The sequence below is a fragment of the Rubrobacter taiwanensis genome, from assembly GCF_004337705.1.
Lineage (GTDB): Bacteria > Actinomycetota > Rubrobacteria > Rubrobacterales > Rubrobacteraceae > Rubrobacter_C > Rubrobacter_C taiwanensis.
Window position 1 is genome coordinate 1 of sequence record NZ_SKBU01000015.1, and the last position, 24,131, is coordinate 24,131.

Consider the following 24,131-nt stretch of genomic DNA (forward strand, 5'->3'; position numbering starts at 1 on the left):
GGGGGGGTTGAGATCTCGGGCGAGAAGGTGCCGGATTCCGCGCTCCGGACGCCGGAGGTGAGTGCTGCGGCTTCGGAGGTCTCCCGGCATCCGGTGGTGCGGCGGGTGCTGGTCGGGCGGCAGCGGGCGGCGGCCGAGGCTGCCGGGTCCGTCGTTATGGAGGGTCGGGACATCGGGACGGTGGTGCTGCCGGACGCCGAGGTCAAGGTCTATCTTTCGGCCACGCCCGAGGAGCGGGCGCGGCGTCGGGCGCGCCAGAGTGGCCGGGAGGCGGAGCTGGACCGCATCCGGGATGCGATCCTCGACCGGGACCGGCGGGACTCCGAGCGCGAGGATTCTCCGTTGCGGATCGCCGGCGATGCCGTGGAGATAGACACCACGGGGCTCGGGCTCGGAGAGGTCGTAAGCCGGGTGCTCGCGCTCGTGAAGCGGGGGTGTTGAGGTGCCGCCTTTCTACAGGATCGCCCGTGTCGTGGTGAACGCCGTGGCGCGCGTCGTTCTGGGGTTTACGGTGTATGGTGAGGAGAGAGTTCCCGCTGAGGGGCCGCTCGTGATCGCCGCCAACCACCGGCGTTTTGTCGACCCGATAATAGTTTCCATGGCGGTGCCCCGGTGGGTCAAGTGGATGGCCAAGAAAGAGCTCTTCAGTTTCGGTCCCTTCGCCCGGGTTCTGTACTTCGTGGGGGCTTTCCCGGTGGACCGGCAGAAGGGCGGGCGGGCCGCCCTCCGCCGCTCCATGGAGCTGCTCAGAGAGGGGGAGGCGCTCGGCATCTTCCCCGAGGGGACCCGTCAGCGGGAGAGCCTGCCGCGTGCTCAGGCCAAGAGCGGGGTTGCGATGCTCGCGGTGCGCACCGGGGCTCCGGTCGTGCCGGTCTACGTGGGGAGCATCCCGGGGCCGCTGGCGCGTCTGCGCGGGGAGCGGCTGGAGATATACATCGGGGATCCGATAAGGATCGAGGAAGGGGTCCGGGGCGGAGAAGCCTACCGCAAGATAGCGGCCGGTGTGCTGCAGCGCATCTACGATTTAAGGCCGGAGAAGGAGGGGGGAGTATGAGCCGGCCGCCGGTCGTGGCCATCGTGGGGGCTCCGAACGTGGGCAAGTCCACGCTCGTCAACCGCATCCTGCGGCGGAGGAAGGCCGTGGTCTCCGAGACGCCCGGAACCACGCGCGACCGCACCTACCAGCGGGCGGAGTGGGCCGGGAGGGAGTTTACGCTGGTGGACACGGGGGGCATGGAGCCCGCTGCGAAGGTCGGGCTGGAAGCGCTGGTCACGCTGCAGGCCAGGATCGCCGCCGAGGAGGCGGACGTCGTGGTGCATCTCACCGATGCCCGGCTGGGCGTCACCGAGGTAGATGCGGCCATCGCCCGTGTGCTGCGGGAGGCTTCGGGAGAGGTCGTCCTGGCCGTAAACAAGCTCGACGATCCAGCCGACGATTCGGACCGCTACCGCTTCTATGCTCTGGGCGAGGGGGAGCCGTACGGCATCTCTGCCGAGCACGGCCTCGGGGTCGGGGATCTTCTAGACGAGATAGTAGCCCGGCTGCCGGAGGCGGGGGCAGGGGCGGAGGTTCGGGCTCCCCGCATAGCCATAGTGGGCCGGCCGAACGTCGGGAAGAGCACGCTGCTCAACCGCCTGCTGGACGCCGAGCGGGCCGTGGTCTCGGAGGCGGCCGGGACGACCACCGACGCGATAGAGACAGAGCTCGTACTGGGGGAGGAGCGCTACGTGCTGCTAGACACGGCGGGGGTGGGGCGCCGGGCGAAGAGGGAGGCCGGGGTTCCTTACTATGCGGCCCTGCGCACCTACGAGGCGATCCGGCGCTCCGACGTCTCGCTGTTGCTCGTGGACGCCCGGGAGGGGGTGGTGGGCGGAGATTTACAGATAGCGCGGGAGATAGCCGAGGCCCGCCGGGCCTTCGGGGTGCTGGTCAACAAGCGGGATCTCGTCACGCCCGGGCGGCTGCGCGAGATAGAGGGGCAGGTCGCCTACCGGATGACGGACCTCAAGCCGAAGCTGCTCGGGATCTCTGCGCTCACCGGTCGGGGCGTGGACCGGGTCATTCCCTTCGCGGCGGACCTCTACCGGGCCTTCAACCTCCGGCTCGGGACGCACGAGGTGGCAGAGTTCGTGAGCTCGGTGGTCGGGCGCAGCGCGCCGCCGGGCGGGGTCAAGATCCGGTACGCCACCCAGACCGGGCAGGCGCCGCCCGTCTTCACGCTCTTCGCGACGCGTCCGGCGGACATACCGGAGAGCTACGTGCGCTATCTGGAGAACGCCTTCCGGGAGCGCTACGATCTTCACGGGGTAAGCCTCGGGATCAGGCTCAAGAGCAGCCGGTAAGCGTGTGTTAGTCTTCTAGCGATGCAGACCAGCGACAGGATACTCACCGCGGCCAACGCGCTCACCCTCTTCCGGCTGCTGTTGGTGCCGGTGATCCTGTGGCTTTTGCTGGCCGAGCGGGATCTGCTGGCGGCGCTGGCCTTCGTGGCGGCCGGGGTTACGGACTTCTTCGACGGCCGGCTGGCGCGCCGCAGCGCGCCGACTCAGATCGGCCAGCTGCTGGACCCGGCGGCCGACCGCCTGCTGCTCTCGGGATGTGCCGTGGTTCTGGCCGTACGCGGGATACTCCCCGTTTGGGCTGTTGTCATTCTGGTGGCCCGGGATCTTCTGGCCGTGACGGGCGGGCTCGTCTTCAGGGGGCGCCTGAGGGTCAACTTCGTCGGCAAGCTGGCCACCGCTGCGCTGATGGCCGCGCTCGCGGCGCTCATCTTCGGGCTGCGGGAGCTGGGGCTGTTGCTCTTCTACGGCGGGTTCGTTCTGTCGTTAGTATCCGGGGGGATCTACGCCGCCGAGGCCCTCCGGCGGAAGGAGGTCAAACCGTGAAGGCAGTCATCATGGCCGGGGGACAGGGGACGCGCCTCAGGCCCCTGACCAGCAATCAGCCGAAGCCCATGATCCCGATCGTGAACACGCCGTGCATGGAGCACATCCTCAACCTGCTCGGCCGGCACGGCTTTGAGGAGGTCGTCGTCACGCTGCAGTTCATGCCGCAGGTCATCCAGGACTATTTCGGCGACGGCTCGGACTGGGGGATGAAGATCCACTACTCGGTTGAGGATGCGCCTCTGGGGACCGCGGGCTCGGTGAAGCTGGCCGAGGAACATCTGGACGACGGGCGGTTTCTGGTCATTAGCGGAGATGCGCTTACGGACGTGGACCTCGGGGAGGTGCTCGGCTTCCACGAAGAGCGGGAGGCCGAGGTGACGATGGTGCTCAAGAGCGTCGAGAACCCGCTGGAGTTCGGGATCGTGATCACCGAGGAAGACGGCCGCATCTCGCGCTTTTTGGAGAAGCCGGCATGGGGGCAGGTCTTCTCCGACACGATAAACACCGGTATCTACGTGCTGGAGCCGCAGGTGCTGGAGGAGATCCCGGAGAACGTGGAGTACGATTTCTCCAAGGAGCTCTTCCCCAAGCTCCTCTCCGGCGGCCGCCGGCTCTACGGGCACGTCACGGAGAGCTACTGGGAGGACATCGGCACCCTGGAGCAATACATGAAGGCCCAGCGCGACGTGCTGGACGGCCGGGTGCGGGGCGTGCGTCCGGCCGGGGTGCGGCTGCGGGAGAACGTCTACGTCGGACGCCGGGCCCAGGTGGAGGACGAGAGGCTGGAGGGGCCGGTCGTCATCGGGGAGAACGCCCGCGTCTCGCCGGAGGCCGAGATCGGGCCGTACACCGTGCTGGCCCCCAACACCGTGGTGAACGCCGGGGCCAGGATCGAGCGCAGCACGATAGCCGAGGGCTCCTTTATAGACGAGGGGGCCGAGGTTCGCGACGCGCTCATCGGGCGCTCCTGCTACATCCAGGCGCGGGCGCGCATCCTGGAGCGCAGCGCGCTCGGGGATGACGTGACCGTCGGGGAGGGCGCCACGGTAGCGCCGGACGTCAAGATCTTCCCCCACAAGGAGATCGAGGCCGAAGCGAACGTGACCCAGAGCATCATCTACGAGAGCACCGGGATCCGGACGCTCTTCAGGGGCGGGATGGTGCGGGGTAAGTTCAATCTGGAGATCACGCCGGAGTTCGCCATGCGCTTTGCGGAGTCGTTGGGCTCGACGCTGGAGCCCGGCACGATCGTGACCTGCGGCCGCGACTCCTCGCTTTCAGCGCGTGTGATCCGCTACTCCATCATCTCGGGCCTGAACGCCACGGGCGTGAACGTGCGCGACCTCAGGGCCGCCCACGTAGGCGTGGTGCGCCACGATGTGCGCTCCGGCAAGTCCTCGGCCGGGGTCTACGTGCGTCAGGGGGAGGACCCCCAGGAGGTGCAGATCCTGCTCTACTCCTCGGACGCCACCCCGGTGGATGAGGCCGGCCAGCGCAGCGTGGAGAAGGTCTACGTGCGCGAGGAGTACCGCCGGGCCTTCCTAGGAGACATCGGGGACATAATCTACCCGGGCCGGGTCGTGGAGCAGTACGTGGAGCGGCTGGAGCGGGCGCTGGACCGCGAGCGGACCTCCGGGGCGGCCCTGGTCGTGGACTTCTCCGGCGGGGTGGCCGAGCTGGTCTCCAGCCTGGTCTTCCGCCGCCTGGAGGTGGACGCCGTGGTGGTCTCGGGGTTTTCCAACGCCAACGTCGCCCGGCCGGAGACGGGCTTCAATCTGGAGGAGAGCCTGGAGCGGGTGAGCCGGATCGTGCCGACCGTGGGGGCGGCGTTCGGGTGCGTTGTCGGGCCCACGGGGGAGGATGTGCACTTCGTGGACGACGCCGGAGCCTACGTGCCGCCGGACGTGATGTTCGCCTCTTTCCTGCAGGAGACGCGCCCGGAGCGGGCCGTGATCCCGGTCAACCTGAGCGAGGAGTTCGCGGAGCTGGTGCGCCGGAACGGCGGGGAGGTTATCTACAGCCGCACCGGCTTCGGCAACCTCTCCCAGAAGTTCGCCGACGCGCACGCCGACATAGGGGGGATGGCCGACGGCCGGTACCTGTTCGCCGGATTCATCCCAGCCCCGGACTGCTTCGTGACCATCGGCCGGGCGCTGGAGGTCTTCGGACATGCCTCCCTCTCCAGAGTTCGGCGCGAGTTCGGCAAGTCGGTCGGAAACGTCGTGCGGCGCCGGGTGGAATGTCCCTGGTCTGAGAAGGGGCGGGTCATGCGCCTGCTGGCCGAGAAGTTCGGCAGCGATCCCGACGTGGTGCTCACCGACGGCGTGAAGCTCAATCTGGATGGCGGCTGGGTGCTCATGATCCCAGACCCGGACCACCCGTTCTTCTACGTCTATGCCGAGTCGGAAGCCTCCGAGCCGCTGGCCGCGGAGTACTCCCGGCTGGTCGAAGAACTGGTGCGCTCCACCTGACATTTCACTTCAGGTTGAGGCGAAGCTATAATGCAGCATATGGGAGAGATCGAGTGGAGGGAGATGCCGGACCTCACGCTCCTCGGGGAAGAGGAGCTGCGGGACCTGCTGAACGAGCTGGTGGAGCAGGAGCGGGAGCTCAGCTACCGGCGCCGGGTGCTGCACGGGAGGATAGACCTCATCCGGGCCGAGCTGGTCCGGCGCGGCGGAGGGTTCTCCGCCGCTGAGCTGGCGGACATCCTGATGGAGGGGCGCCGGGCAGATGATTAGATGTCCCAACTGCGGCACCGAGGTTCCCGAGACGGCCAAGTTCTGCAGCGAGTGCGGGGTGCGGCTCGGCGTGGGGGATTCCACCATCTCCTACTCGCCGCTCTTCGAGGAGGACGAGGCGGCGGGTGGTGCGGGGAGCGCTGCCCTGATCGAGCTCGACCAGGTCGAGGGCACCGCCGGCCGCCGGATGCACGATATTACGGACGAGCGGGTGACGGTGGGCCGCTCGCCGGAGAGCGACATCTTCATAGACGATGTGACCGTCTCCCGCGAGCACGCGGAGATAGTGCGCAACGAGAGGGGTTACCGCATCCGGGACGTGGGCAGCCTCAACGGTACCTACGTCAACCGGGTGCGGGTGGATTCCGTGGACCTGCGAAACGGGGATGAGATACAGATCGGGAAGTTCAGGTTCAAGTTCGTCGTAACCTAGGGAGGGCTCTTCAGGTGGAAGGCAGCGAGGACCGCAAGGAACAGTACACCATAGGCGAGGTCGTAGCCAGGCTGAAGAAGGAGTTCCCCACGCTCTCGGTCAGCAAGGTGCGCTATCTGGAGCGCCGCCGCCTGATAAACCTCTCGCGCACGCGCGGCGGGTACCGGCTCTTCACGCCGCAGGACATAGAGCTGTTGCGCTATATCCTGAAGATGCAGGAGGAGGAGTACCTGCCGCTCAAGGTGATAAAGAAGCGCATCGAGGCCGGAGCTCCCTCCATGCGCACCGGTGATTCGGGCTCCGAATACGCCCGCGTTCTGGAGGACCGCACCTACACCAAGGAGGAGCTCGCCGACTCTTTAGGGGTCGAGACACGCTTCGTCGAGGAGCTCCTCTCGGTGCAGGTCATCGGGCGGGGGGGCGAGATCACGCACCGGGACGCCGAGATCGCGCGCCTGGCCCTGGACCTGGCCCGGTACGGCATCCAGCCCCGGCACCTGCGCGGCATCATGGCCGCCGTCGAGCGGGAGGCGGCCATGTTTAAGCAGATCCTGAACCCCGACCTCCGCTCGGGAGATGAGCAGCGAGTGGCCGAGGCGATGCACAAGGCCCGCCACCTGGCCTCCGTGGACTCCCGCATGAAAGAGCTGATGATGTCCAATATTATCGAGAGCTTCGCCTCTTAGCATGAACGCCGCCGAGATCCGCTCCTACATCCGAGAGGTCCCGGACTTCCCGAGACCCGGCGTCTCCTTTAAGGATATAACCCCCCTTATCGAGGACGGCAGTGCCTTCCACGCCGCCGTGGACCTCCTGGCCCGCGCCACCGACGACCTCGACTACGAACGCATACTCTCAGCCGAAGCCCGGGGATTTGTCTTCGGAACCGCCCTCGCATACCGCTCCCGCAAAGGACTCATCCTCGCCCGTAAACCCAACAAACTGCCGCGGGAGACCGTCGCCGCTACCTACCAGCTGGAGTACGGAGAGGACGCCCTGCATATTCATGCCGACTCCGTAACCCCAGGAACCCGCGTGCTGGTGGTGGACGACCTCCTCGCCACCGGCGGTACCGCCCGCGCCATGTGCCAGCTCGTGGAGAACGCCGGAGGAAAAGTAGCCGGCGTCGCCGTACTCATAGAGCTCGCCTTCCTGAACGGCCGCAAGACCCTCGAACCCTACCATGTGGTCTCGATCCTCTCCTACGATGCCGGAGAATAATACCCTCCCCGAAACCCGGAAGACCCCGGAAGATAAGCTCCTTAACGTCTTCCTCCGGACCCTCTCCAGCCCCCAGACGGTAAAAACGTATAATACAGAGCTGCGCATGTTTTTGCGCTATCTGGCGCGGGAGTTGGGCAAGGGGTTAGAGGAGTTAACGGCGGAGGACATTTCGCTATACAGGGAGCACATTGCGGGGAGGTATGCTCCGGCGACGGCGGCGAAGAAGCTGGCGGCGCTGAGGCGTTTTCTGGTATTTGCGTACATGGGTGGGGCGACGCGTGTAAATCCGGAGGCGGTGAAGTACTTTGCCCGGAGTCCGAGGGTGCATCAGGATTCGTCCTACAACGTACTTACGCCGAGGGAGCTCTCCAGGGTGTTGGAGGCTGCGCGGCGGAGGAGCTACCGGGACTACGTGATGCTGGCGGTGATGGCGCGTTGTGGTCTACGGGAGGCGGAGGTGGTGGGTGTGAGGATCGGGGACTTCGGGGAGGTGGATGACGGGCAGGTCTTCTTGAGGGTGGTCGGCAAGGGTGAGAAGCCCCGGAGTGTGCCGGTGGGCCGGGATCTCTGGGAGCTGGTGCAGCGGTTCGTGCTGCTGAGCGGGCGCAGCTTCGCTTCGCATGCTGATGCCCGCAAGCCGCTCTTCGTTTCAAGGAAGGGCAAGGACCGGCCGCTGACCACGCGGGCCGTAAGGTACATCGTGAAGAAGTACGTAAGAGAGGCGGGAATAACCAAGGCCATCTCGCCGCACTCCATACGCCACACGGCAGGCACCAACATGGCCCTCAACCGGGCGCCGCTGCTCGTGATCCAGCAGTTCCTCGGTCACTCGGACCCCAAGACCACCATGCGCTATATCCGCCGCGCCGAGGAGCTGTCGAGCCAGGCCCACACCTACAACACGCTGCCGCTCGAATGAGCGCTCACGGCGGAGGCGGCGCCGGGCTCTGAAGCAGGAACGCCGTATAGACGATGACGATAGCTATCGTCATAATGACGACCATGATCACAAGCTCCCTCAAAGCGATCTCACCCCTCAAACATCTCTCAAACACATAGAAAAAGGATAGCAGGATCCAACCACCCAGAATGTGATCCCACCCCCTCGCATGAATTTCCGAGAATTCCTCTTATCGGAAATTCACCATTGGGAGAGGGGTATGACGGAGACCGGGCTGCCGTCTGGGGCTTCTCCTTCTTTCAGGGGCAGGAGGAGTACGGCCAGGCGGGAGCGTCTTTTGCGGTGCAGGCGGATGGCGAGCTTACGGACGCCGTTGTTGGACGCCTGCGGCGGGTTTGGGGAGCTTTTGAGGGGCGCTGCGTCCATCACGGAGAAGCGCACGTCGGGAGCTGAGGGTGCCAGGATCACGGCCAGGAGCCGCCTGTCTCCGCGGGAGAGCGTAGCCTTGCGGCCGTCTTTCGAGACGAGGACGTTGGCCCGGAAGTGCATAAACCAGAAGGCATCGACCGGGCTTTGGGCGGAGAGTTCGTCCTGGATAAGGACGCAGTTGCGATCCAGCATGGCGATGCCGCGCCGGAGGTCTTCGACGCGGCCGAAGTAGAGCGGGGTGAGGTCTGCGATAACGAAGGTCCGGTAAGGAGCGCGGCCGAACCGGACTATCCCGGCCGAGGCTTCGGGGTCTTGATCCGGGCCGGAGCCAGGATCTATAACCAGCGTATTGTGTCCTTCGGCCCGCGCCCGGTAGTATTCCCAGCGGCGTCCCTCCCGCCAGTTATATCCGGGAGAGGTGTAGGGTTCGCCGCGCAAGTCTATAGCCCAGCGTTCGCCCAGGGCATCCAGGACGAACGAGCCCTGATCCAGGTGCGCATGATTCTCCCGGTTGCTGCCCGCCTTGAAGCCCAGGAAGGTGGAGTTTGCATCTTCCCAGGATCCCCGCATGGTCACTACGCCAAGTCCTCTGAAGAGCCTGGAGGTGGGAAGGCCGGCCCGGGAGGGACTCAGCTGCCGGGCATCGTACCAGAGGAGATCCAGCGGATGCGGAGAGGCGGTGCCCTCTTCGAGCTGCCGGTGGTGAAGCCAGACGTATTCGGGATGCCCAAAGCGCCGGGAGTGCAGATAGAGCTGCGGCGAGGGATTCCAGAGATCACCATCCGTATCACCGTAGTTGAAGACCCTCATCCCGGGTCCGGTGAGATAGAGCGGGAACAGGCCCGTCTCGGAAAACCCCGGACTGCCGGCGAGGTCGGGGTGCGGAAGCCCCGAGGTGCGCAGGGCTTCGATGAACACCGTGGCGTAGAAGGTTCCATACCCCCAGTACGTGTAACCCTCCGGCCACCCGCCATCCGGCGCGAACCTTCCCAGGGCATGCTCTATGGAGGAGAGCGCGCCCTCGAGCACCTCCCGCGCATCTCCGTCCACGTCCTCCCCCAAGACGGCGAGCGCCCCGGCCCCAACGCCCCCGTTACAGACCAGATTCCAGTTGGTATCGGCCGTTACCCACCGGCCCCGGTGCGGCTCCAGGCCCCTGTAGCATCTGAGGGCGGGGCGGAGCCCCTTCCGGTGTATGGCCTCCCGCAATAGCGTGCGCCTCTCCCGCCCCAGATGGCCGTGGAGCCAGTCGTACCCCACGGCGAGCGCGAACGTCATCTCGGCCGTGCTCAGGAAGTGGTCCGGGTACCAGTCCGGAAACCGGGCCGCCGCGTGCATCTCCTGCCAGGCCCGCCGGGCGTAGCGCTCATCGGGGATGAGTCTGAAGATGAGAGCCAGGGTCATAACCCGGCGCAGGACCTGGCGGGCGGTGCGCAGCAGATTGTGGTTGCCTCCTACGGGATCCGGGATGCCGTACCTGGAGGGCGGCTCCCGCAGGATGGCATCCGCCTCCTCCTTGAGGGACGCGTAGTAGTGGTTGAGCCAGCTGCTCGCCGGAGCCTCAGCTATCCGGCCCCGCAACCGGTCGAAGTCCCCCGCCGTGGCGAGCAGCCGGGGCCTGCCGGAGGCGCCTCCCGCCTCCCGGGCACGCCCCGCAGCTAACACTCCGGCCAGCAGCGCTCCCGAGAGCCGGATGAATTGCCGGCGAGTGAGCAGAGCCTCCCCCCTCCTCCATGCCTGAACCTCTAGCCGAGGGTGTATCTGGCGTACCTCTCCCTCTTCTCCTCGGGCAGGGTGACGTCCATGATAACACCTTCGGCGGTGTTCTCGCTGCTGTGTATCTCGGCCGTTCCGTAAAGGCCGGCGACCTCGGAGTAGTCCGAGTGAGGTATCAGGATGCGCATCCTGGGCCGGAGGCTGGCGATGCTCCGGTATATACTCTGCTTGAGGGGATCTGTGCTCTTAAGCGCGCTTATCTTTACCGCCTGCGGGTAGCGGCGCTCTATCTCCCTCTTTGCCTCCTCGGGCACCGCATCCAGCTTGTTGAGACACAGGATGGCGTCTTCTGCATCCACACCGGAGGCGACTAGGGTCTCCCTGACGACGTCTATCTCCTCCGCGAGTTCCGGGCTCGAGGCATCGGCACAGATCACGACCACATCCGCTTCACGGGCCGCCTGCAGCGTGCCGGCGAACGACTCCACGAGCTGCGTCGGGAGCTTGCGGATGAAGCCCACGGTATCGGTGACGACGAAGTCGGGACGGACTACGCCGTCCTCGCGGCCGCCTTCGACCAGCCGGGTGCTGGTCTCAAGGGTCTCGAAGAGCCAGTCGCGCACGGAGCGGCCGGCGCCGCTCAGAGAGTTTAGTATGGTGGTCTTGCCGGCGTTGGTGTATCCGACGAGGGCCACGGCCGGAGGACCGCTCTTCTTCAGGCGGGACGAGCGCACCCGGCGGGAGGCCCGCTCATCCTTCAGCTTCCTCCTTATGGTCCGGATGCGGTCCCGGATCATGCGCCGGTCGTACTCGAGCTGCTGCTCGCCCGGCCCCCGCGTGGCCCCCCGCAGACCGCGGCCTCCACCACCCTCCTGCCGCTCCAGGTGGGTCCACATGCCGCGGGTGCGGGGCAGCAGGTACTCCAGCTCCGCCAGCTCGACCTGCAGCTTGCTGGCGGCATCCCGGGCGTGGGACTCGAAGATCTTGATGATCAGCTCCGTCCTGTCCATAACCGGTAGCCCGGCATCCCGCTCCAGCACCCGCGCCTGAGAAGCGGTCAGCTCATCGTCGGTCACCACAACCTGGGCACCGAGCTCTGAGGCCCGACGCCCCAGCTCCCGGCGCTTGCCCCGGCCCAGATACCCCGCCCCATCCCGGCGCGGCTGCTCCAGCCGCCCGCAGACCTCAAGACCCAGCGTCGCCGCCAGACGCCCGAGCTCGTCCAGATGCCGGTCCTCCCCCGCCGCAACCAGTATCGCTCTGCTGATGCCGTTCATCGTGCGCAGATTATATCATGCATAGAATGCATGATTTCTTGAGGGGTTTCGGCTACGGTGACCGGGGTATTTTCCGGCAGGGTACGGATCAACTTATCGAACCAGCGCAGCTGGCGTCTGGCCAGCTGTCTGGTCCTGATATTTATCTTCTCTTCGGCTTCCTGCGGGGAGATTCTTCTGCGGGCCGCCTGCATCATCTCCCGCACCCCGACCGCATCTCTCACGGAGGGGTTGGGGTTCATCTGGAGCAGTCTCTGGGCTTCTTGGAGGCCGTGGCGGGTGATGTGGCGGGAGCGGGCGGCTATTCTGGCGTCCAGCCGGGAGCGTTCGGGGCGCAGGTAGATGATTTGCACGTCGTATCTTGGTCTGCCTTCCCAGATGGAGCCTCTCGCCGGGGTGCCCGCGAGCTGGAGCTCCAGCTCGCGGGCACGGCGCCGGGGGTTTTCGGCGGAGCGGGCTAGTCTCTGGGCTCGGGCGCGGATCTCCTGCGGCACGGCGGGGGCCAGCGGTATCTCCAGTATCGTGGCGTTCAGGTACATGCCGGTTCCGGCGTCGAGCACGGCCGGGGCTTCCGAGCGCTCTATGATCTCTCTGGCGGCCCGGGAGTGGTCGGCCACGGTCCAGCTATCTTCCACGGAGATGATACCGGTCAGGTAAGCGGGGTGCCGGCGGTGCTGGTTTGAGATGACCGGTATCTCCCGGTAGACCTGCATCGAGTCTATAACGATGGCCTTGGAGGAGAGGGTTTCGGCTGCTGCGTCGGCCAGCTCGCTCTTCCCGCTCGCGGTGGGCCCGCAGATTACGAGCAGCTCTCTACTCAGTTTGCCGGCTCTCCTGCGTAGAGTACGTGCGGTCCCGCCGACTCTATCCTGGCCTTCACGTAGCTGCCGGGTTCGGCTTCGGCCGGGACGTGTACGGCGTGCCCGCTCCAGGTCTCTCCGATGGCCCGGCCGTTTCGCGTTCGGCCCTCGCGGATGAAGATCTCTTCTATGCTGCCGATCTTGTCCCGGTTCTGCCGGAGCGCGTTCTGCTCTACTGCGCGCAGGACCTCTAAGAAGCGCCGCTGCACCACCTCGTCCGGGACCCGGTCCGGCATCTCTGCGGCCTCGGTGCCCCTTCGCGGGGAGAACTTGAAGATGTAAGCGGTGTCGAATCTGCAGTCCTCGACCAGGCGCAGCGTGGCTTCGTGATCTTCCTCCGTCTCGCCGGGGTGCCCCACTATTATGTCCGTGCTCAGCGTACCGTCCGCTACCTCCTCTCTGAAGACCTCTATCTTGCGCCGGTAGCGGTCGGACTTGTATCCTCGGTGCATCATCTTCAGCATCCGATCCGACCCGGACTGCACCGGCAGGTGCAGCCGCTTTACTATCGAGGGGCTCTCACCGATTATCCTGAGCGTCCTGTCCTCCATGTTGGACGGGTGGCTGGTGGTGAACCACACCCGCGGTGCTATCTCCGCCACGCGCTTCAAGAGATCCGCAAACCGCTTCCCGCTCTCCCGCCAGGCGTCGACCGTCTGGCCGAGCAGCGTGATGTACTCGGTGCCCCCGGCCGTCAGTCGCTGCACCTCCTCCAGAACGTCGTCCATCGAGCGGCAGATCATGCGCCCCCGTACCGCCGGCACGATGCAGTAGCTGCACCGGTAGTTGCACCCGGTCATTATCGTGACGAACGCGCTGTGCCTCCCCTCTACCCCCGGCAGGTTCGGCGTGTACGTCTCCCGCATCGTCGGCAGGCCGATGAATTCTGCCAGCTCGTAAGTATTATGCGTGCCCAGGACGAGATCTATGCCGTACTGCTCCTTGAGCTCGGCTGATTCCTCGGCGGCTCCGATGCAGCCGGTCAGGGCTATCTTCTTGACCTTGCCCTCGCGCCGGAGGCGGTTGAGCTGGCCGAGGTGCCCGCGCACGCGGTCCACGGCGTTCTCGCGCACGTAGCAGGTGTTCAGCACCACGAGGTCTGCGCTCTCGTAGTCCTGCACCTCCGAGAGGCCGGCGTCCAGGATCATGCGCCGCATGCGGTCCGAGTCGTGGACGTTCATCTGGCAGCCGAAGGTCCGGATGCAGGCGGTTTTGAGCTCCCCCGCCGGAGCGCTCCTCGCCCCAGACTCGGCCGGCTTCTTCGTGATCGCAACGCGCATCCTACTCATCATACTCCTCCTCAGGCTCGTAGACCCGGACCCTGAGGCTGACGTAGCCGGGCCCGCTCTCAGACTCAACGCGGTCTACGGCGAGATAGCTCGCCCGCGCCGCCTCGCTCAGTATATCCCCTATCCTCCGCACGTCATCCGGCTCCAGCCTCAACACCGGACCAGAGCCACCCCCTCCTCTGCCACCCGCCCGCCTCCGAATCCCCGCCCCTCCCTCTCTAACCCTCCCCGCCGGCTCTACCTCCCCCCGCAAAACACGCTGTACCGTGCGCAGCGATACCTCAAGCCCCAGCCTCTCAGCCTCGGCCCGGAGCTCCTTCGATCCGCTCTTTTGTATTATATGATCTTCTAACAGGCGGGCGAGGATGGTGGAGGGGGTGCCGAGGAAGATGGAGACGCCGGGGTTTTTCCGGGCCAGTTTCGAGAGGGTGGCCTGCAGGTTAGAGTTAGATGGGCGGGATGCGGACTGGAGTGTACGTTCGGGGAGGGTTTGGGTATCGAAGGTGGTTTGGATGGAGGTGGGGTTATGGGTGGAGAGTACCCTGGCGTGTAGGGCGGAGCGCCGGATATGGTAGAGGGAGAGCCCGGCGCCGTGGGCTCCGAACTCGTCTGCTACGGGCTTCAGGTGCCGGCTGGTGACGCCGGGTTCGAAGACGGTCTCCCGGTGGGGTTCTGGTATACCGCAGCCGTCGTCTATAACGGTGAGGGTACGGTAGCGGCGGCGTTTGAGGGTGGAGGCGACCAGTATGTTACGGGCTCCGGCGTCGCGGGCGTTACGCACCAGTTCTCGGGCGGCATGCTCTATGGAGGTGATACGTGAGGGGCTGCGGCGGGCGCCTTCGGGTCCGGCAAGGCGGGCGAGGCCGCGGCCGAGATCTCTGTAGGGTCCCTGCATCCTCTCCTAGCGCGCGTACTCGGTGGCGCGGCTCTCCCGGATGACGGTGACCCGGATCTGCCCCGGGTACTCCAGTTCCTCTTCTATCTGGCGGGAGATATCGTGGGCGAGTTTGGCGGCGACCCGGTCGTCGACCTCTGCGGGCTGGACCATGACCCGGATCTCGCGCCCGGCCTGGATGGCGTAGGCCTTATCCACCCCGCGATGCGAGAGCGCGATATCCTCCAGAGCGCGCAGTCGCTCGATGTAGGTCTCTGTCGTCTCCCGCCGGGCTCCGGGACGGGCGGCGGAGATGGCGTCGGCGGTCGCCACCAGCACATCCTCGACGGTCTCCATCTCGATCTCGTGATGATGGGCTTGGATGGCGCGCACCACCTCGTCTGACTCGCCGTGCTTCTTAGCGAAACGCCCCCCGACGATGGCGTGCGGTCCCTCCATCTCGTGATCCAGCGCCTTCCCGATGTCGTGCAGGAGCCCGGCTCGGCGGGCGACCTTCACGTTCGCTCCCAGCTCATGTGCCATTATCCCGCAGAGATTGGCTACCTCCACGGAGTGCGCCAGCACGTTCTGCCCGTAGGAGCTGCGGTACTTCAGGGCGCCAAGGAGCTTTATCAGTTCCCCGTGCATGCCGCCCGAGATCCTGGCATCGTAGAGCGCCTGACGCCCGGCGTTCTTGATGTCCTTCTCCACCTCCTTCCGGGCCTTGGCGACCAGCTGCTCGATCCGGCCCGGGTGAATGCGCCCGTCCTCAACCAGCCGGCTCATCGCCACCCGGGCCACCTCCCGGCGCACCGGATCGAAGGAGGAGATCACGACCGTCTCCGGCGTGTCGTCTATGATCACATCCACCCCGGTGGCCGCCTCGAACGCCCGGATGTTGCGCCCCTCGCGCCCGATGATCCGGCCCTTCATGTCGTCCGAAGGAAGCGAGACCGCCTTGACCGTGGCCTCCGAGGTGTGCTCAGAAGCCAGCCGCTCCAGCGCCGTGGAGATGATCCGCCGAGCCTCCGTATCGGCCCGCAGCTCGGCCTCGACCGTCCTCTCATGCACCATCCGGCCCAGACGATCCTGAAGCTCCACCTCCAGCGAGGAGAAGAGCCGCCGCTCGGCCTCCTCCCGGCTTAACCCCGAGATCTCCTCCAGCCGCCGCCGCTGCTCGGCCTCCCGCTCCTGCAGCTGGGAGTCCCGGCCCTCAAGGCTCTCCTCCCAACGCCTCAGCTCCCGGCGGCGCTCATCCAGCTCCTCCTCGCGCCTGTCCAGCGCCTCGTCCCGGCTCTCCAGCCGATCCTCAACCCGGCTCAGCTCCGCCCGCCGCCGGCGGATCTCCGCCTCAGCCTCGTCCTTCATCCGGAGCGCAGCCTCCTTGGCAGCCAGCTCAGCCTCCCTCCGGGTCGCCTCCGCCGCCCGGTTCGCATCCTCTATGATCGAACGCGCATCCGAACGAGCCTCGGCCTGCCGGGCCTCAATCCGGGACTTCGCAACCAAATACCCGGAAACGGCACCGCCCGCCAGACCTATTATTAGCCCGGCGATTAACAGCACAATCTCCATCTTCTCTTCCTCCATGAGGGACCGCCCCAGCGAACGGCCCCCGGTCTCTAGCAACTAAACAGCTTTCCCGTAAACTTTAACCGCTGAGATACTCTCTGGCCACCGCCGCACATACCTCGGCAGAATACCCCCGGCGTGCAAGGAACTGATACACCCGCCGCGCCTGGGACTCGGAACGCTCCTCAGTATTATACTTATTTTTCGCCAAATTTCGGGCGTCCTCTAGTTCGGGGCGTCCGCCGAGCTGTTCTTCTATCGCTGCGGCGGCGGTCTCTTCGGGGACGCCTCTTTTGCGCAGTTCGGCGTGCAGGCGGCGGCGTCCCCACTCGCCGGCGCGCCGGCGGACGAGCGCGCGGGCGAACTCGCGATCGTTCAGGTAGTCCAGCTCGCGCAGGCGGGCGACGCTCCTTTCGATGGCGCGTTCGGCGTGTCCGAAGCGCCGCAGCCGGGCGCGCACTTCGCCTTCGGAGCGGGTGTGGTAGCTGAGGAAGTCCATGGCGCGCCGGAGGGCCAGGGCGTACTCGGCGGATTCTCCGGCGCGCTGCAGTTCCTCTGTGGAGAGCTCCGCTCCTTCGAGGATACCGTGCTCTTCGGCGGCTCCGGCGTCGAGGGTCTTCCAGTATTCACCGTCCACGTAGACGGTTAGGAGGCCTCGCCGGCGCCGGACGGCCCGGGTTATGCGCGGCAAGGTATCAGCCGGTCTGTTCGACCGGTTCCGAGGCGGGGGCCGGGCGGGCGATTCCCACTCGTTGGTAGATCTCGGCCTCTATCCGCTCCCGGAGCTCCGGATTCTCCTTGAGGAACTGCCGGGCCTTCTCCCGGCCCTGGCCGAGCCGTTCCTCGCCGTAGGCGAACCAGGCGCCGCTCTTCTGGATCACGCCGTGCTCGATACCCACGTCGAGCAGGCTGCCCTCCTTAGAGATCCCCTCGCCGTACATCACGTCGAACTCGGCCACCTTAAACGGCGGGGCGACCTTGTTCTTGCGGACGGTCACCTTCGTCTGGTTGCCGACCGTCTCGCTTCCGTCCTTGAGCGCCCCGATGCGCCGGATGTCCAGCCGGACGCTGGAGTAGAACTTCAGGGCGCGTCCTCCGGGGGTCGTCTCCGGCGAGCCGAAGGTCACCCCGATCTTCTCCCGCAGCTGGTTGATAAAGATGCAGACGGTCTTCGAGCGGCTCAGGTTGGCGGTGAGCTTGCGCAGGGCCTGGCTCATCAGGCGGGCCTGGAGCCCCACGTGCGAGTCGCCCATCTCGCCCTCGATCTCGGCCCGGGGCACCAGCGCGGCCACCGAGTCCACGACCATAACGTCCAGAGCGCCGGAGCGGGTGAGGATATCCGCGATCCCGAGCGCCTCCTCGCCGCTGTTGGGCTGGGAGAAGTAGAGGCTCTCCAGATCCACGCCTATCGCCTCGGCGTAGGCCGGATCGAGGGCGTGCTCGGCGTCTATGAACGCCGCGAGCCCGCCGCCCTTCTGCGCCTCGGCGATGACGTGCAGCGCGAGCGTGGTCTTGCCGCTGGACTCGGGGCCGTATATCTCCACGATCCTGCCCCGCGGGATGCCCCCGACCCCGAGCGCCAGATCCAGCGCCAGAGATCCGGTAGAGATGGCATCCACCTGCTGAGGCCCCCGGTCGCCCATGCGCATGATGGACCCCTTGCCATACTGTTTCTCTATCTGAGATACCGCCGTATCTACAGCTCTGTGCTTGTCCACAAGGCATCCTCCAGAGATTCAAGCTCTTTGGCGCACCCAGATTATACTTGAGGGGAAGGTGTCTCCCAACGGCCCTCTCAGCCGCCGGCCTTGTGCTCGTAGGTTCTGGTTACCACCTCGCCGCTCCGGCCCATCGGGCCGAGATCCTGCCCGTTGACCGAGACGGTCACAGCTCCGGCGTCTCCGGAGGTTATGCTCACCTCTTCCCGGGCGTCGAAGCTCCGGGTGAAGCCCGGCGGTGCGACCTGCGCCAGCACCACCTCGCCATCGGCGGCGACCTCGAGCCAGGCCTCCCGCTCCTGCACGCTGACCTCTACCCGGAAGGTCTCCGATTCCGCCCCGGGATCCTCGCCGCCGGTCGCCCCGTTCTGCTGCTCCTCTCCGGCGGGCGGCGGCTGGCCCTCGTCGGGAGCCTGCTGCTGAGCGGGCGCTCCCCCCTCCTGCACCGCGACCCCGCCGTCCCCCTCCTCGGGCTGAGCTCCGCGGCCGATCCAGTACAGCGTGCCCACGACGGAGAGCAGGATCACGACCGCCAGCGCGATGGTGAACAGGGTGGGGCCGGAGAAGCGCCGCCGCTCGGTCCCGGCCAGCCCGCCCGGAGAGATGAGCGGCCTGTTGAAGTCGCTCTCCTCTTCCGGCGGCCGGGCGTACTGCTCGGTCTTGCGGTCCCGGCGGGGCGAGCGGTGGGCCCTGAGCTCCCGGGCCATCTGCTCCCCGTCCAGACCGAGGTAGTTGGCATAGGTCTTGAGGAAGCCCTGCACGTAGACGGCGTCCGGGAGAACCGTGAAGTCCTCCTGCTCCAGCCCTTCGAGATAGCGGGCCCGGATCTTGGTCTCCCGCTCCACGTCTTTAAGCGAAAGCCCCTTCTCGATGCGGGCCTGCTCCAGCCTCCGCCCTATGCCGGGCCCCTGGTAGGCTCTGGCGTTATCCTCCCCGTTGGTGCTCATACTGCCTCCAGTCTACCGCAGACCCGGCGGTTAATCATCTTCCTCGCCGAAGATGGCGGGCAGCTCGTGCTCGGCGACGATCACCGACCGGCTCTTGGACCCCTCATAGGGCCCCACAACCCCCTTGCGCTCCAGCGCATCCACGATGCGCCCGGCACGTGAGTATCCGACGCGGAAGCGGCGCTGGATGGCGCTCACCGAGGCCTGCTGCGTGGAGACCACGAAGCTGGCAGCCTCGCGCAGCAGCTCGTCTTCCATCTCCTCCTCTTCCCGCGCCTCTCTGGGAGGCTCGGTGACCTCCTCCACGAAGCGCTGCCGGGCCCGCTCGGCCGCAACCCCGACGACCTTCTCGACCTCCTCCTCGGAGATGAAGGCCCCCTGCAGGCGTACGGGGCGCGAAGCAGAGACGGGCTTGAAGAGCATGTCCCCCCGGCCCAGCAGCGCCTCGGCCCCCGGAGAGTCCAGGATCACGCGGCTGTCCACCTGGCTGGAGACGGCGAACGCGATGCGGCTGGGGATGTTGGCCTTGATCATGCCCGTGATCACGTCCACGCTCGGCCGCTGAGTGGCCACGACCAGATGTATCCCCACCGCCCGCGCCTTCTGCGCGAGGCGGATCACGGCGTCCTCGACCTTGGCCGCCGCGGTCATCATGAGGTCGGCGAGCTCGTCGATGACGATGAGCACGTAGGGCATGGGAGCGTCGGCCCGGGCGTTGTACCCCTCGATCGAACGCACCCCGATCCGCTCCAGAACCTCGTAGCGGCGGTCCATCTCGGCCACCGCCCATGAGAGGGCGTTGGAGGCCCGCTTGACGTCCGTAACTACCGGGGTTATGAGGTGCGGCACTTTCGCAAACTGGGAGAGCTCGACCCTCTTGGGGTCTATGAGCACCATCTTGACCTCGCGCGGGTCGGTGGTCAGAAGCAGCGAGGTGAGCATCGCGTTGAGCATCACGCTCTTCCCGCTCCCCGTGGTCCCCGCGATCAGGAGGTGCGGCATGTCCCCCAGATCTATGAACTGCGCCCGGCCCGAGATGTCCTTCCCCAGCCCCACCGGCAGCCGCCAGTCGTTGCCGGCCGGATACTCCTGGAAGACGTCCCCGAGCGTGACCTGAGCAGGCCGGGTGTTGGGCACCTCCACCCCCACGGCGCTCTTGCCGGGTATGGGAGCCAGGATCCTTACCTCGGTCGCCGCCAGCGCGTAGGCTATGTCCTGCTGCAGGTTGCGCACCTTGCTGACCTTGACCCCGGAGCCAAGCCGCAGCTCGTAGCGCGTCACCCGCGGCCCGACCACAGCCCGGATGACCCGCGCCTCAACCCCCAGCTCCGCAAGCGCTCCGGTAAGCCGGCGGCTAATCTCCCCAGCGTCGTGCTCAACCCCAGCACGCCCCCGCCGCAGCAGCGAGACCGGCGGCGGCGTGTAGTCCCCGGTAAAAAGCGGCTCCTCCGAGGTATCCCCCGGCTCAACCTCCTCGGGAAGCACCACCTTGAACTCCTCAGAAGCAGCAGGCTCCTCCGGCTCCCCGACCGGCTCGCGCCGCTCCGGAAGCGGCCTCCGGGCAGGGGGCCGCACCACCCGCCGGCGTTCGGCCAGCCGCGCAGCAGCAGCATCCCGGATGCGCCCCGCACTCTCGCCCACAAAGCCGGCGAAGGTCCGCAGATCGGTGAAGGTCAGACCGGTGAGCAGCGAGATGCCGGCAGCGTAGAGGGCCAGAACGAAGACAACAGTACCTATGAGACCCCCTACCCGCCCCACCCCGTAGTAGAACGCGCTGCCAACAATCCCCCCGTACTCCGGGTAGACCGCCCGCTCGAAGAGCCGGACCTCCGGAACGAAGGCCGCAAGCGCCGTGGCAGTCGCCAGCAGAACTAGAGCCGCCCCCGCCACCCACCGCCCGCGCAGCCTCCCGAACAGCAGCAGAACCCCGCCCGCCACCGCCAGCGGAGCTACCGCAAAACCGGCCAGCCCCAGAAGATGCGTGAGAGCAACCCTCCCCACCTCACCCAGAAGCGCCCCGTGACCGGTCAGAAACGCAGCCGTAAAGAAGACGCCCAAAACCACCAGAACCGCCCCCAGAACCTCAGGGCGGAAAAGCCTCCCCGATGCGAGGCTCCAGCGCTTACCGCGCCTACTACCCTTCCTGCGCTTCGTCCCGCGCCGGTTGGCCGTGCGTCTGGACGATGCCATGCCCTCCGCTCCATCTCTTACTACGCCTGCCTTACGCGTCCCAGTCTACCGCAAAAGGCGGGCTTGTAACAGGAGACGCTACATGTTGTGGTGTTCCGAACCGTGAAGCTCAACCACAGGGGCCATTAGACCTCAACTATAAGGGGAAGGATGATCGGGCGCTTTCCGGTCCGGTCTGCCAGGAAGCGTGAGAGGTCGCGCCGGATGGAGTTCTTGAGCTCTCCCCAGTCGGTTATGTGGTGGCGGGCGGTCTCTTGCAGGGTGGAGCTCACCACCTCTATGGCCTCTTGCAGCAGGCCGTCGGCATCGCGCATGTAGACGAAGCCGCGCGAGATGACGTCTGGGGCACCGAGCAGTTCGCCGCTCTGGGCGTTGATGCGGGCGACGACGACGAACATACCGTCGGCGGAGAGCTGCTGGCGCTCGCGCACGACCACGTCCGAGGCCGTATCGCCGAAGCTGGCACCGTCGATGAGGAACATACCGGCGGGGACGTTCTGCAGGCGGCGGGCTTCGCCGGCGCGGAACTCCAGCTGCGATCCGTTCTCCAGCAGGAAGATGCGTTCGGTGGGGAATCCCATCGAGACGGCGGTGTTAAAGTGGTGTCGCAGGTGGCGGTATTCGCCGTGGACCGGCACCAGGTAGCGGGGTTTGAGGAGGGAGAGCATTATCTTCTGTTCCTCCTGGGCTGCGTGGCCGGAGACGTGCACGGGTTTCAAGGGGCTGTAGTGCACATCGGCCCCGCGTTTCATGAGGTCGTTGATGACGCGCGAGACCTTCCGTTCGTTGCCCGGGATCGGGTGCGCGGCGATGATAACGGTATCGTCCTGACGCACCCGGATGGTCTTGTGGGTCTCGTTGGCGATACGCGAGAGCGCAGAAAGCGGCTCGCCCTGGGAGCCGGTAGTCAGGATGACCAGATCCCGGTCGGGGATGTTGTTGATCTCGTGTTGCTCGACCATCATAGAGGCCGGGATGTTCAGGTAGCCCAGATCGCGCGCGATCTGGACGTTGCGCACCATCGAGCGTCCCGTAACGGCGATGAGCCGGTCGTGGAGCTTCGCGGCCTCCACCACCTGGCCGATACGGTGCAGGTGCGAGGCGAAGGAGGCCACGATGATGCGGCCCGGGGCCTCGTCGAAGATGTCGCGCAGGGCGTTGGAGACCACCCGCTCGGAGGGCACGTACCCCGGCCGCTCGGAGTTCGTGGAGTCTCCGAAGTAGGCGAGGACGCCCTGGGAGCCTAGAGCGGCCAGGCGTGAGAGGTCCGTGGTCCCGCCTTCTATGGGCGTCAGGTCTATCTTGTAGTCGCCGGAGAAGACCACGAGCCCGGCCGCCGTGTGGGCGGCTATCGCCACTGCGTCCGGGATGGAGTGGTTGACGTGGATGAACTCCAAAGTGTAGCCTGCTGTGTCCACCCGTTCTCCGGGCCTCACCTCCCGCAGTTCGGCGTTCTTGATGCCGAACTCCCGCAGCTTGGGCCGCACCAGCTCCAGCGTCAGCCGGGTCCCGTAGACCGGGACCTCCGGGAACTCCCGCAGCAGGTAGGGCAGGGCTCCGACGTGGTCCTCGTGCCCGTGGGTGAGGAAGACGCCTCTGAGCTCGGAAGCGTGCTCCCTTACGTACGTGAAGTCCGGCAGGACGAGGTCTATGCCGGGCATCTCTTCGTCCGGGAAGGAGAGGCCGGCGTCTATGAGGATCATGCCGCTCGCCTGCCGCAAGGCGGTCATGTTCTTGCCGATCTCGCCCAACCCGCCGAGGGGGACGACTCTCAGCGCGGTGCTATCCATCTGCCTCCAGGTTCTTCTCTAGTTCGCGGATATGTAGCGTTGCAGATCCAGCTCCTTCGGACCGATCGCTGCCAGATACATCCGCTCTGGCGCCAGATGCCGCCGTGCCAGACGCAGCACGTCTTCGGCGGTCACGGCGTCTATGCGCCCGGCGATCTCCTCTGGCGTGAGCAGCTCGGCACCGGTGATGACGCTGCGGCCTATGCGGCTCATGCGGGCGCCGGTGCTCTCCAGCGCGAGCAGCGTGGAGCTCTTGAGCTGCTCTTTGGTGCGGGAGAGCTCCTCCTCTGAGACCGGCTCCTCGCGCAGCGAGGCGATCTGCTCGGAGATCACGCGCACCGCCTCCTGCACGTTCCCGGCGGTGGAGCCGGCGTAGATCTCCAGCTCCCCCGCGTCCGAGTAGCTCTGGTGGTAGGAGTAGACCGCGTAGGCCAGCCCGCGCTTCTCCCGCACCTCCTGGAAGAGCCGGCTCGACATCCCGCCGCCGAGGATGTTGTTCAGGGCGGCCATGGCGAACCGGTCCTCGTCCGAGGCGGAGATGCCGGAGGCGCCGAGCGCCACGTGGTACTGCTCGGTCTCCTTGAAGGTGAACGAGGCGCGACTCTCCGGCGGCTGCGGCCGCGCGGCACGCTCGAAGGGCCGGCCCTCCGGCAGGCCGGAGAGCCTCTCCTCGACCAGGCGCTCCAGGCGTTCGGGATTTAGGCGTCCGGCCGCTGCGACGAAGACGTTGGGCGCCGTGTAGGCGCCGCGGTGGAAGTCGCGCAGGGTGTTGTGGTCCACGCTCCGCACGGTCTCGGCCGTGCCGATCACGGGCCGCCCCAGAGGATCGCGGTTGAAGATCAGGCCCGAGAGATACTCGCCGACCATCTGGTCCGGCCGGTCCTCGTACATCTTGATCTCCTCCACGATCACCTCGCGCTCCCGCTCCAGGTCCGCGAGCGTCGGGTTTACGACCATGTCGGTCATGATCTCGAGCGCCCTCTCGAGGTGCTGCGGCAGGAAGCGGGCGTAGACGAAGGTGTACTCCTGGCTGGTGGCCGCATTCTCCTGCGCCCCGATGCTCTCGAACGCCTGGGCGAGGCCTAAAGCGTCCAGCCGCGGCGTGCCCTTGAAGAGCATGTGCTCCATCAGGTGCGTGATGCCGGCCCTCTCCTCCGGCTCGTCCCGGCTGCCGGCCCGGATCCAGACCCCGAGCGCGACGCTCGTCGCCTCGCGCATCGGCTCGGTATAGACCCGGACCCCGTTCTCCAGCGTCCTCAAGCGAACGTTGGCGTCGGCCAAGAG

General features: G+C 66.4%; 22 protein-coding genes. 10 read left to right on the forward strand and 12 right to left on the reverse strand.

Annotated features, from left to right (window positions below):
* The 10 genes from E0L93_RS07640 to E0L93_RS07685 form a co-directional block, all read left to right on the forward strand.
* A partial coding sequence (locus tag E0L93_RS07640; RefSeq protein ID WP_132690613.1) for a (d)CMP kinase occupies nt 1-441 on the forward strand: 441 nt, incomplete at its 5' end.
* A gap of 1 nt (nt 442) precedes the next feature.
* Nucleotides 443-1,054, forward strand: a complete 612-nt coding sequence (locus E0L93_RS07645) for a lysophospholipid acyltransferase family protein (RefSeq protein WP_132690615.1) — start codon at nt 443-445, stop codon at nt 1,052-1,054.
* Nucleotides 1,051-2,343: a ribosome biogenesis GTPase Der gene (der, locus tag E0L93_RS07650; RefSeq protein ID WP_132690617.1), complete on the forward strand. Its 1,293-nt coding sequence runs from the start codon at nt 1,051-1,053 to the stop codon at nt 2,341-2,343. The genes E0L93_RS07645 and der overlap by 4 nt, the downstream gene beginning before the upstream one ends.
* Nucleotides 2,344-2,364: 21 nt before the next feature.
* Nucleotides 2,365-2,886: a CDP-alcohol phosphatidyltransferase family protein gene (locus E0L93_RS07655; RefSeq protein WP_132690619.1), complete on the forward strand. Its 522-nt coding sequence runs from the start codon at nt 2,365-2,367 to the stop codon at nt 2,884-2,886.
* Nucleotides 2,883-5,360, forward strand: coding sequence for a sugar phosphate nucleotidyltransferase (locus E0L93_RS07660; protein WP_165874235.1), 2,478 nt, complete (start codon nt 2,883-2,885; stop codon nt 5,358-5,360). Before E0L93_RS07655 ends, E0L93_RS07660 begins: the two co-directional genes overlap by 4 nt.
* A 39-nt stretch (nt 5,361-5,399) precedes the next feature.
* Nucleotides 5,400-5,630, forward strand: coding sequence for an RsiG family protein (locus E0L93_RS07665; protein ID WP_132690623.1), 231 nt, complete (start codon nt 5,400-5,402; stop codon nt 5,628-5,630).
* On the forward strand, nt 5,623-6,063 hold the full coding sequence (locus tag E0L93_RS07670) for an FHA domain-containing protein (protein WP_132690625.1): 441 nt from the start codon (nt 5,623-5,625) through the stop codon (nt 6,061-6,063). The genes E0L93_RS07665 and E0L93_RS07670 overlap by 8 nt, the downstream gene beginning before the upstream one ends.
* A gap of 14 nt (nt 6,064-6,077) precedes the next feature.
* Nucleotides 6,078-6,749 carry a transcriptional regulator FtsR gene (ftsR, locus tag E0L93_RS07675; protein WP_132690627.1) on the forward strand — a complete coding sequence of 224 codons (672 nt, stop codon included), beginning with the start codon at nt 6,078-6,080 and terminating at the stop codon, nt 6,747-6,749.
* 1 nt (nt 6,750) lies between these two features.
* A complete protein-coding gene (locus E0L93_RS07680; RefSeq protein WP_132690629.1) occupies nt 6,751-7,284 on the forward strand; it encodes an adenine phosphoribosyltransferase in 534 nt (177 codons plus the stop codon).
* Nucleotides 7,271-8,206 (forward strand): tyrosine-type recombinase/integrase, encoded by a 936-nt coding sequence (locus E0L93_RS07685; protein ID WP_279387463.1) that lies wholly within the window; start codon nt 7,271-7,273, stop codon nt 8,204-8,206. Before E0L93_RS07680 ends, E0L93_RS07685 begins: the two co-directional genes overlap by 14 nt.
* A gap of 222 nt (nt 8,207-8,428) precedes the next feature.
* Here E0L93_RS07685 and E0L93_RS07690 read toward each other — a convergent pair whose 3' ends face one another.
* The 12 genes from E0L93_RS07690 to E0L93_RS07745 form a co-directional block, all read right to left on the reverse strand.
* Nucleotides 8,429-10,282, reverse strand: coding sequence for a heparinase II/III domain-containing protein (locus E0L93_RS07690; protein ID WP_132690633.1), 1,854 nt, complete (start codon nt 10,280-10,282; stop codon nt 8,429-8,431).
* An 80-nt stretch (nt 10,283-10,362) separates the two neighbouring features.
* Complete coding sequence (hflX, locus tag E0L93_RS07695) at nt 10,363-11,610, reverse strand: GTPase HflX (RefSeq protein ID WP_132690635.1); 1,248 nt, start codon at nt 11,608-11,610, stop codon at nt 10,363-10,365.
* Nucleotides 11,607-12,323: a hypothetical protein gene (locus E0L93_RS07700; RefSeq protein ID WP_132690637.1), complete on the reverse strand. Its 717-nt coding sequence runs from the start codon at nt 12,321-12,323 to the stop codon at nt 11,607-11,609. The genes hflX and E0L93_RS07700 overlap by 4 nt, the downstream gene beginning before the upstream one ends.
* Before the next feature lie 104 nt (nt 12,324-12,427).
* Nucleotides 12,428-13,759, reverse strand: a complete 1,332-nt coding sequence (locus E0L93_RS07705) for a MiaB/RimO family radical SAM methylthiotransferase (protein ID WP_165874237.1) — start codon at nt 13,757-13,759, stop codon at nt 12,428-12,430.
* On the reverse strand, nt 13,752-14,654 hold the full coding sequence (locus tag E0L93_RS07710; RefSeq protein ID WP_132690641.1) for an ATP-binding protein: 903 nt from the start codon (nt 14,652-14,654) through the stop codon (nt 13,752-13,754). The genes E0L93_RS07705 and E0L93_RS07710 overlap by 8 nt, the downstream gene beginning before the upstream one ends.
* Nucleotides 14,655-14,660: 6 nt before the next feature.
* Nucleotides 14,661-16,205 carry a ribonuclease Y gene (gene rny / locus E0L93_RS07715; RefSeq protein WP_132691305.1) on the reverse strand — a complete coding sequence of 515 codons (1,545 nt, stop codon included), beginning with the start codon at nt 16,203-16,205 and terminating at the stop codon, nt 14,661-14,663.
* A 76-nt stretch (nt 16,206-16,281) separates the two neighbouring features.
* Nucleotides 16,282-16,893 (reverse strand): regulatory protein RecX, encoded by a 612-nt coding sequence (locus E0L93_RS07720; RefSeq protein WP_132690643.1) that lies wholly within the window; start codon nt 16,891-16,893, stop codon nt 16,282-16,284.
* 4 nt (nt 16,894-16,897) lie between these two features.
* Nucleotides 16,898-17,920, reverse strand: coding sequence for a recombinase RecA (gene recA, locus E0L93_RS07725; RefSeq protein ID WP_132690645.1), 1,023 nt, complete (start codon nt 17,918-17,920; stop codon nt 16,898-16,900).
* Nucleotides 17,921-17,997: 77 nt separating this feature from the next.
* The gene (locus E0L93_RS07730) at nt 17,998-18,867 is read right to left on the reverse strand and encodes a helix-turn-helix domain-containing protein (RefSeq protein ID WP_132690647.1); all 870 of its coding nucleotides are present in this window, start codon (nt 18,865-18,867) and stop codon (nt 17,998-18,000) included.
* Nucleotides 18,868-18,897: 30 nt separating this feature from the next.
* Nucleotides 18,898-21,057, reverse strand: coding sequence for an FtsK/SpoIIIE family DNA translocase (locus tag E0L93_RS07735; protein WP_132690649.1), 2,160 nt, complete (start codon nt 21,055-21,057; stop codon nt 18,898-18,900).
* A 125-nt stretch (nt 21,058-21,182) separates the two neighbouring features.
* Nucleotides 21,183-22,847 carry a ribonuclease J gene (locus E0L93_RS07740; protein ID WP_243638154.1) on the reverse strand — a complete coding sequence of 555 codons (1,665 nt, stop codon included), beginning with the start codon at nt 22,845-22,847 and terminating at the stop codon, nt 21,183-21,185.
* A gap of 18 nt (nt 22,848-22,865) precedes the next feature.
* Entirely contained in the window at nt 22,866-24,128 is a 1,263-nt protein-coding gene (locus tag E0L93_RS07745) for a M16 family metallopeptidase (RefSeq protein WP_132690651.1), read from the reverse strand.
* Nucleotides 24,129-24,131 lie beyond the last annotated feature (3 nt).

What these genes read in the sequence shown, in the direction of transcription:
- E0L93_RS07655 (WP_132690619.1), top strand. Translation starts at nt 2,365, where the DNA reads ATGCAGACCAGCGACAGGATACTCACCGCGGCCAACGCGCTCACCCTC.
- E0L93_RS07735 (WP_132690649.1), bottom strand. Translation starts at nt 21,057, where the DNA reads ATGGCATCGTCCAGACGCACGGCCAACCGGCGCGGGACGAAGCGCAGG.
- E0L93_RS07670 (WP_132690625.1), top strand. Translation starts at nt 5,623, where the DNA reads ATGATTAGATGTCCCAACTGCGGCACCGAGGTTCCCGAGACGGCCAAG.
- E0L93_RS07680 (WP_132690629.1), top strand. Translation starts at nt 6,751, where the DNA reads ATGAACGCCGCCGAGATCCGCTCCTACATCCGAGAGGTCCCGGACTTC.
- E0L93_RS07685 (WP_279387463.1), top strand. Translation starts at nt 7,271, where the DNA reads ATGCCGGAGAATAATACCCTCCCCGAAACCCGGAAGACCCCGGAAGAT.
- rny (WP_132691305.1), bottom strand. Translation starts at nt 16,205, where the DNA reads ATGGAGATTGTGCTGTTAATCGCCGGGCTAATAATAGGTCTGGCGGGC.
- E0L93_RS07730 (WP_132690647.1), bottom strand. Translation starts at nt 18,867, where the DNA reads ATGAGCACCAACGGGGAGGATAACGCCAGAGCCTACCAGGGGCCCGGC.
- E0L93_RS07710 (WP_132690641.1), bottom strand. Translation starts at nt 14,654, where the DNA reads ATGCAGGGACCCTACAGAGATCTCGGCCGCGGCCTCGCCCGCCTTGCC.
- E0L93_RS07665 (WP_132690623.1), top strand. Translation starts at nt 5,400, where the DNA reads ATGGGAGAGATCGAGTGGAGGGAGATGCCGGACCTCACGCTCCTCGGG.
- der (WP_132690617.1), top strand. Translation starts at nt 1,051, where the DNA reads ATGAGCCGGCCGCCGGTCGTGGCCATCGTGGGGGCTCCGAACGTGGGC.
- E0L93_RS07705 (WP_165874237.1), bottom strand. Translation starts at nt 13,759, where the DNA reads ATGAGTAGGATGCGCGTTGCGATCACGAAGAAGCCGGCCGAGTCTGGG.
- E0L93_RS07700 (WP_132690637.1), bottom strand. Translation starts at nt 12,323, where the DNA reads ATGCAGGTCTACCGGGAGATACCGGTCATCTCAAACCAGCACCGCCGG.
- E0L93_RS07740 (WP_243638154.1), bottom strand. Translation starts at nt 22,847, where the DNA reads ATGGATAGCACCGCGCTGAGAGTCGTCCCCCTCGGCGGGTTGGGCGAG.
- hflX (WP_132690635.1), bottom strand. Translation starts at nt 11,610, where the DNA reads ATGAACGGCATCAGCAGAGCGATACTGGTTGCGGCGGGGGAGGACCGG.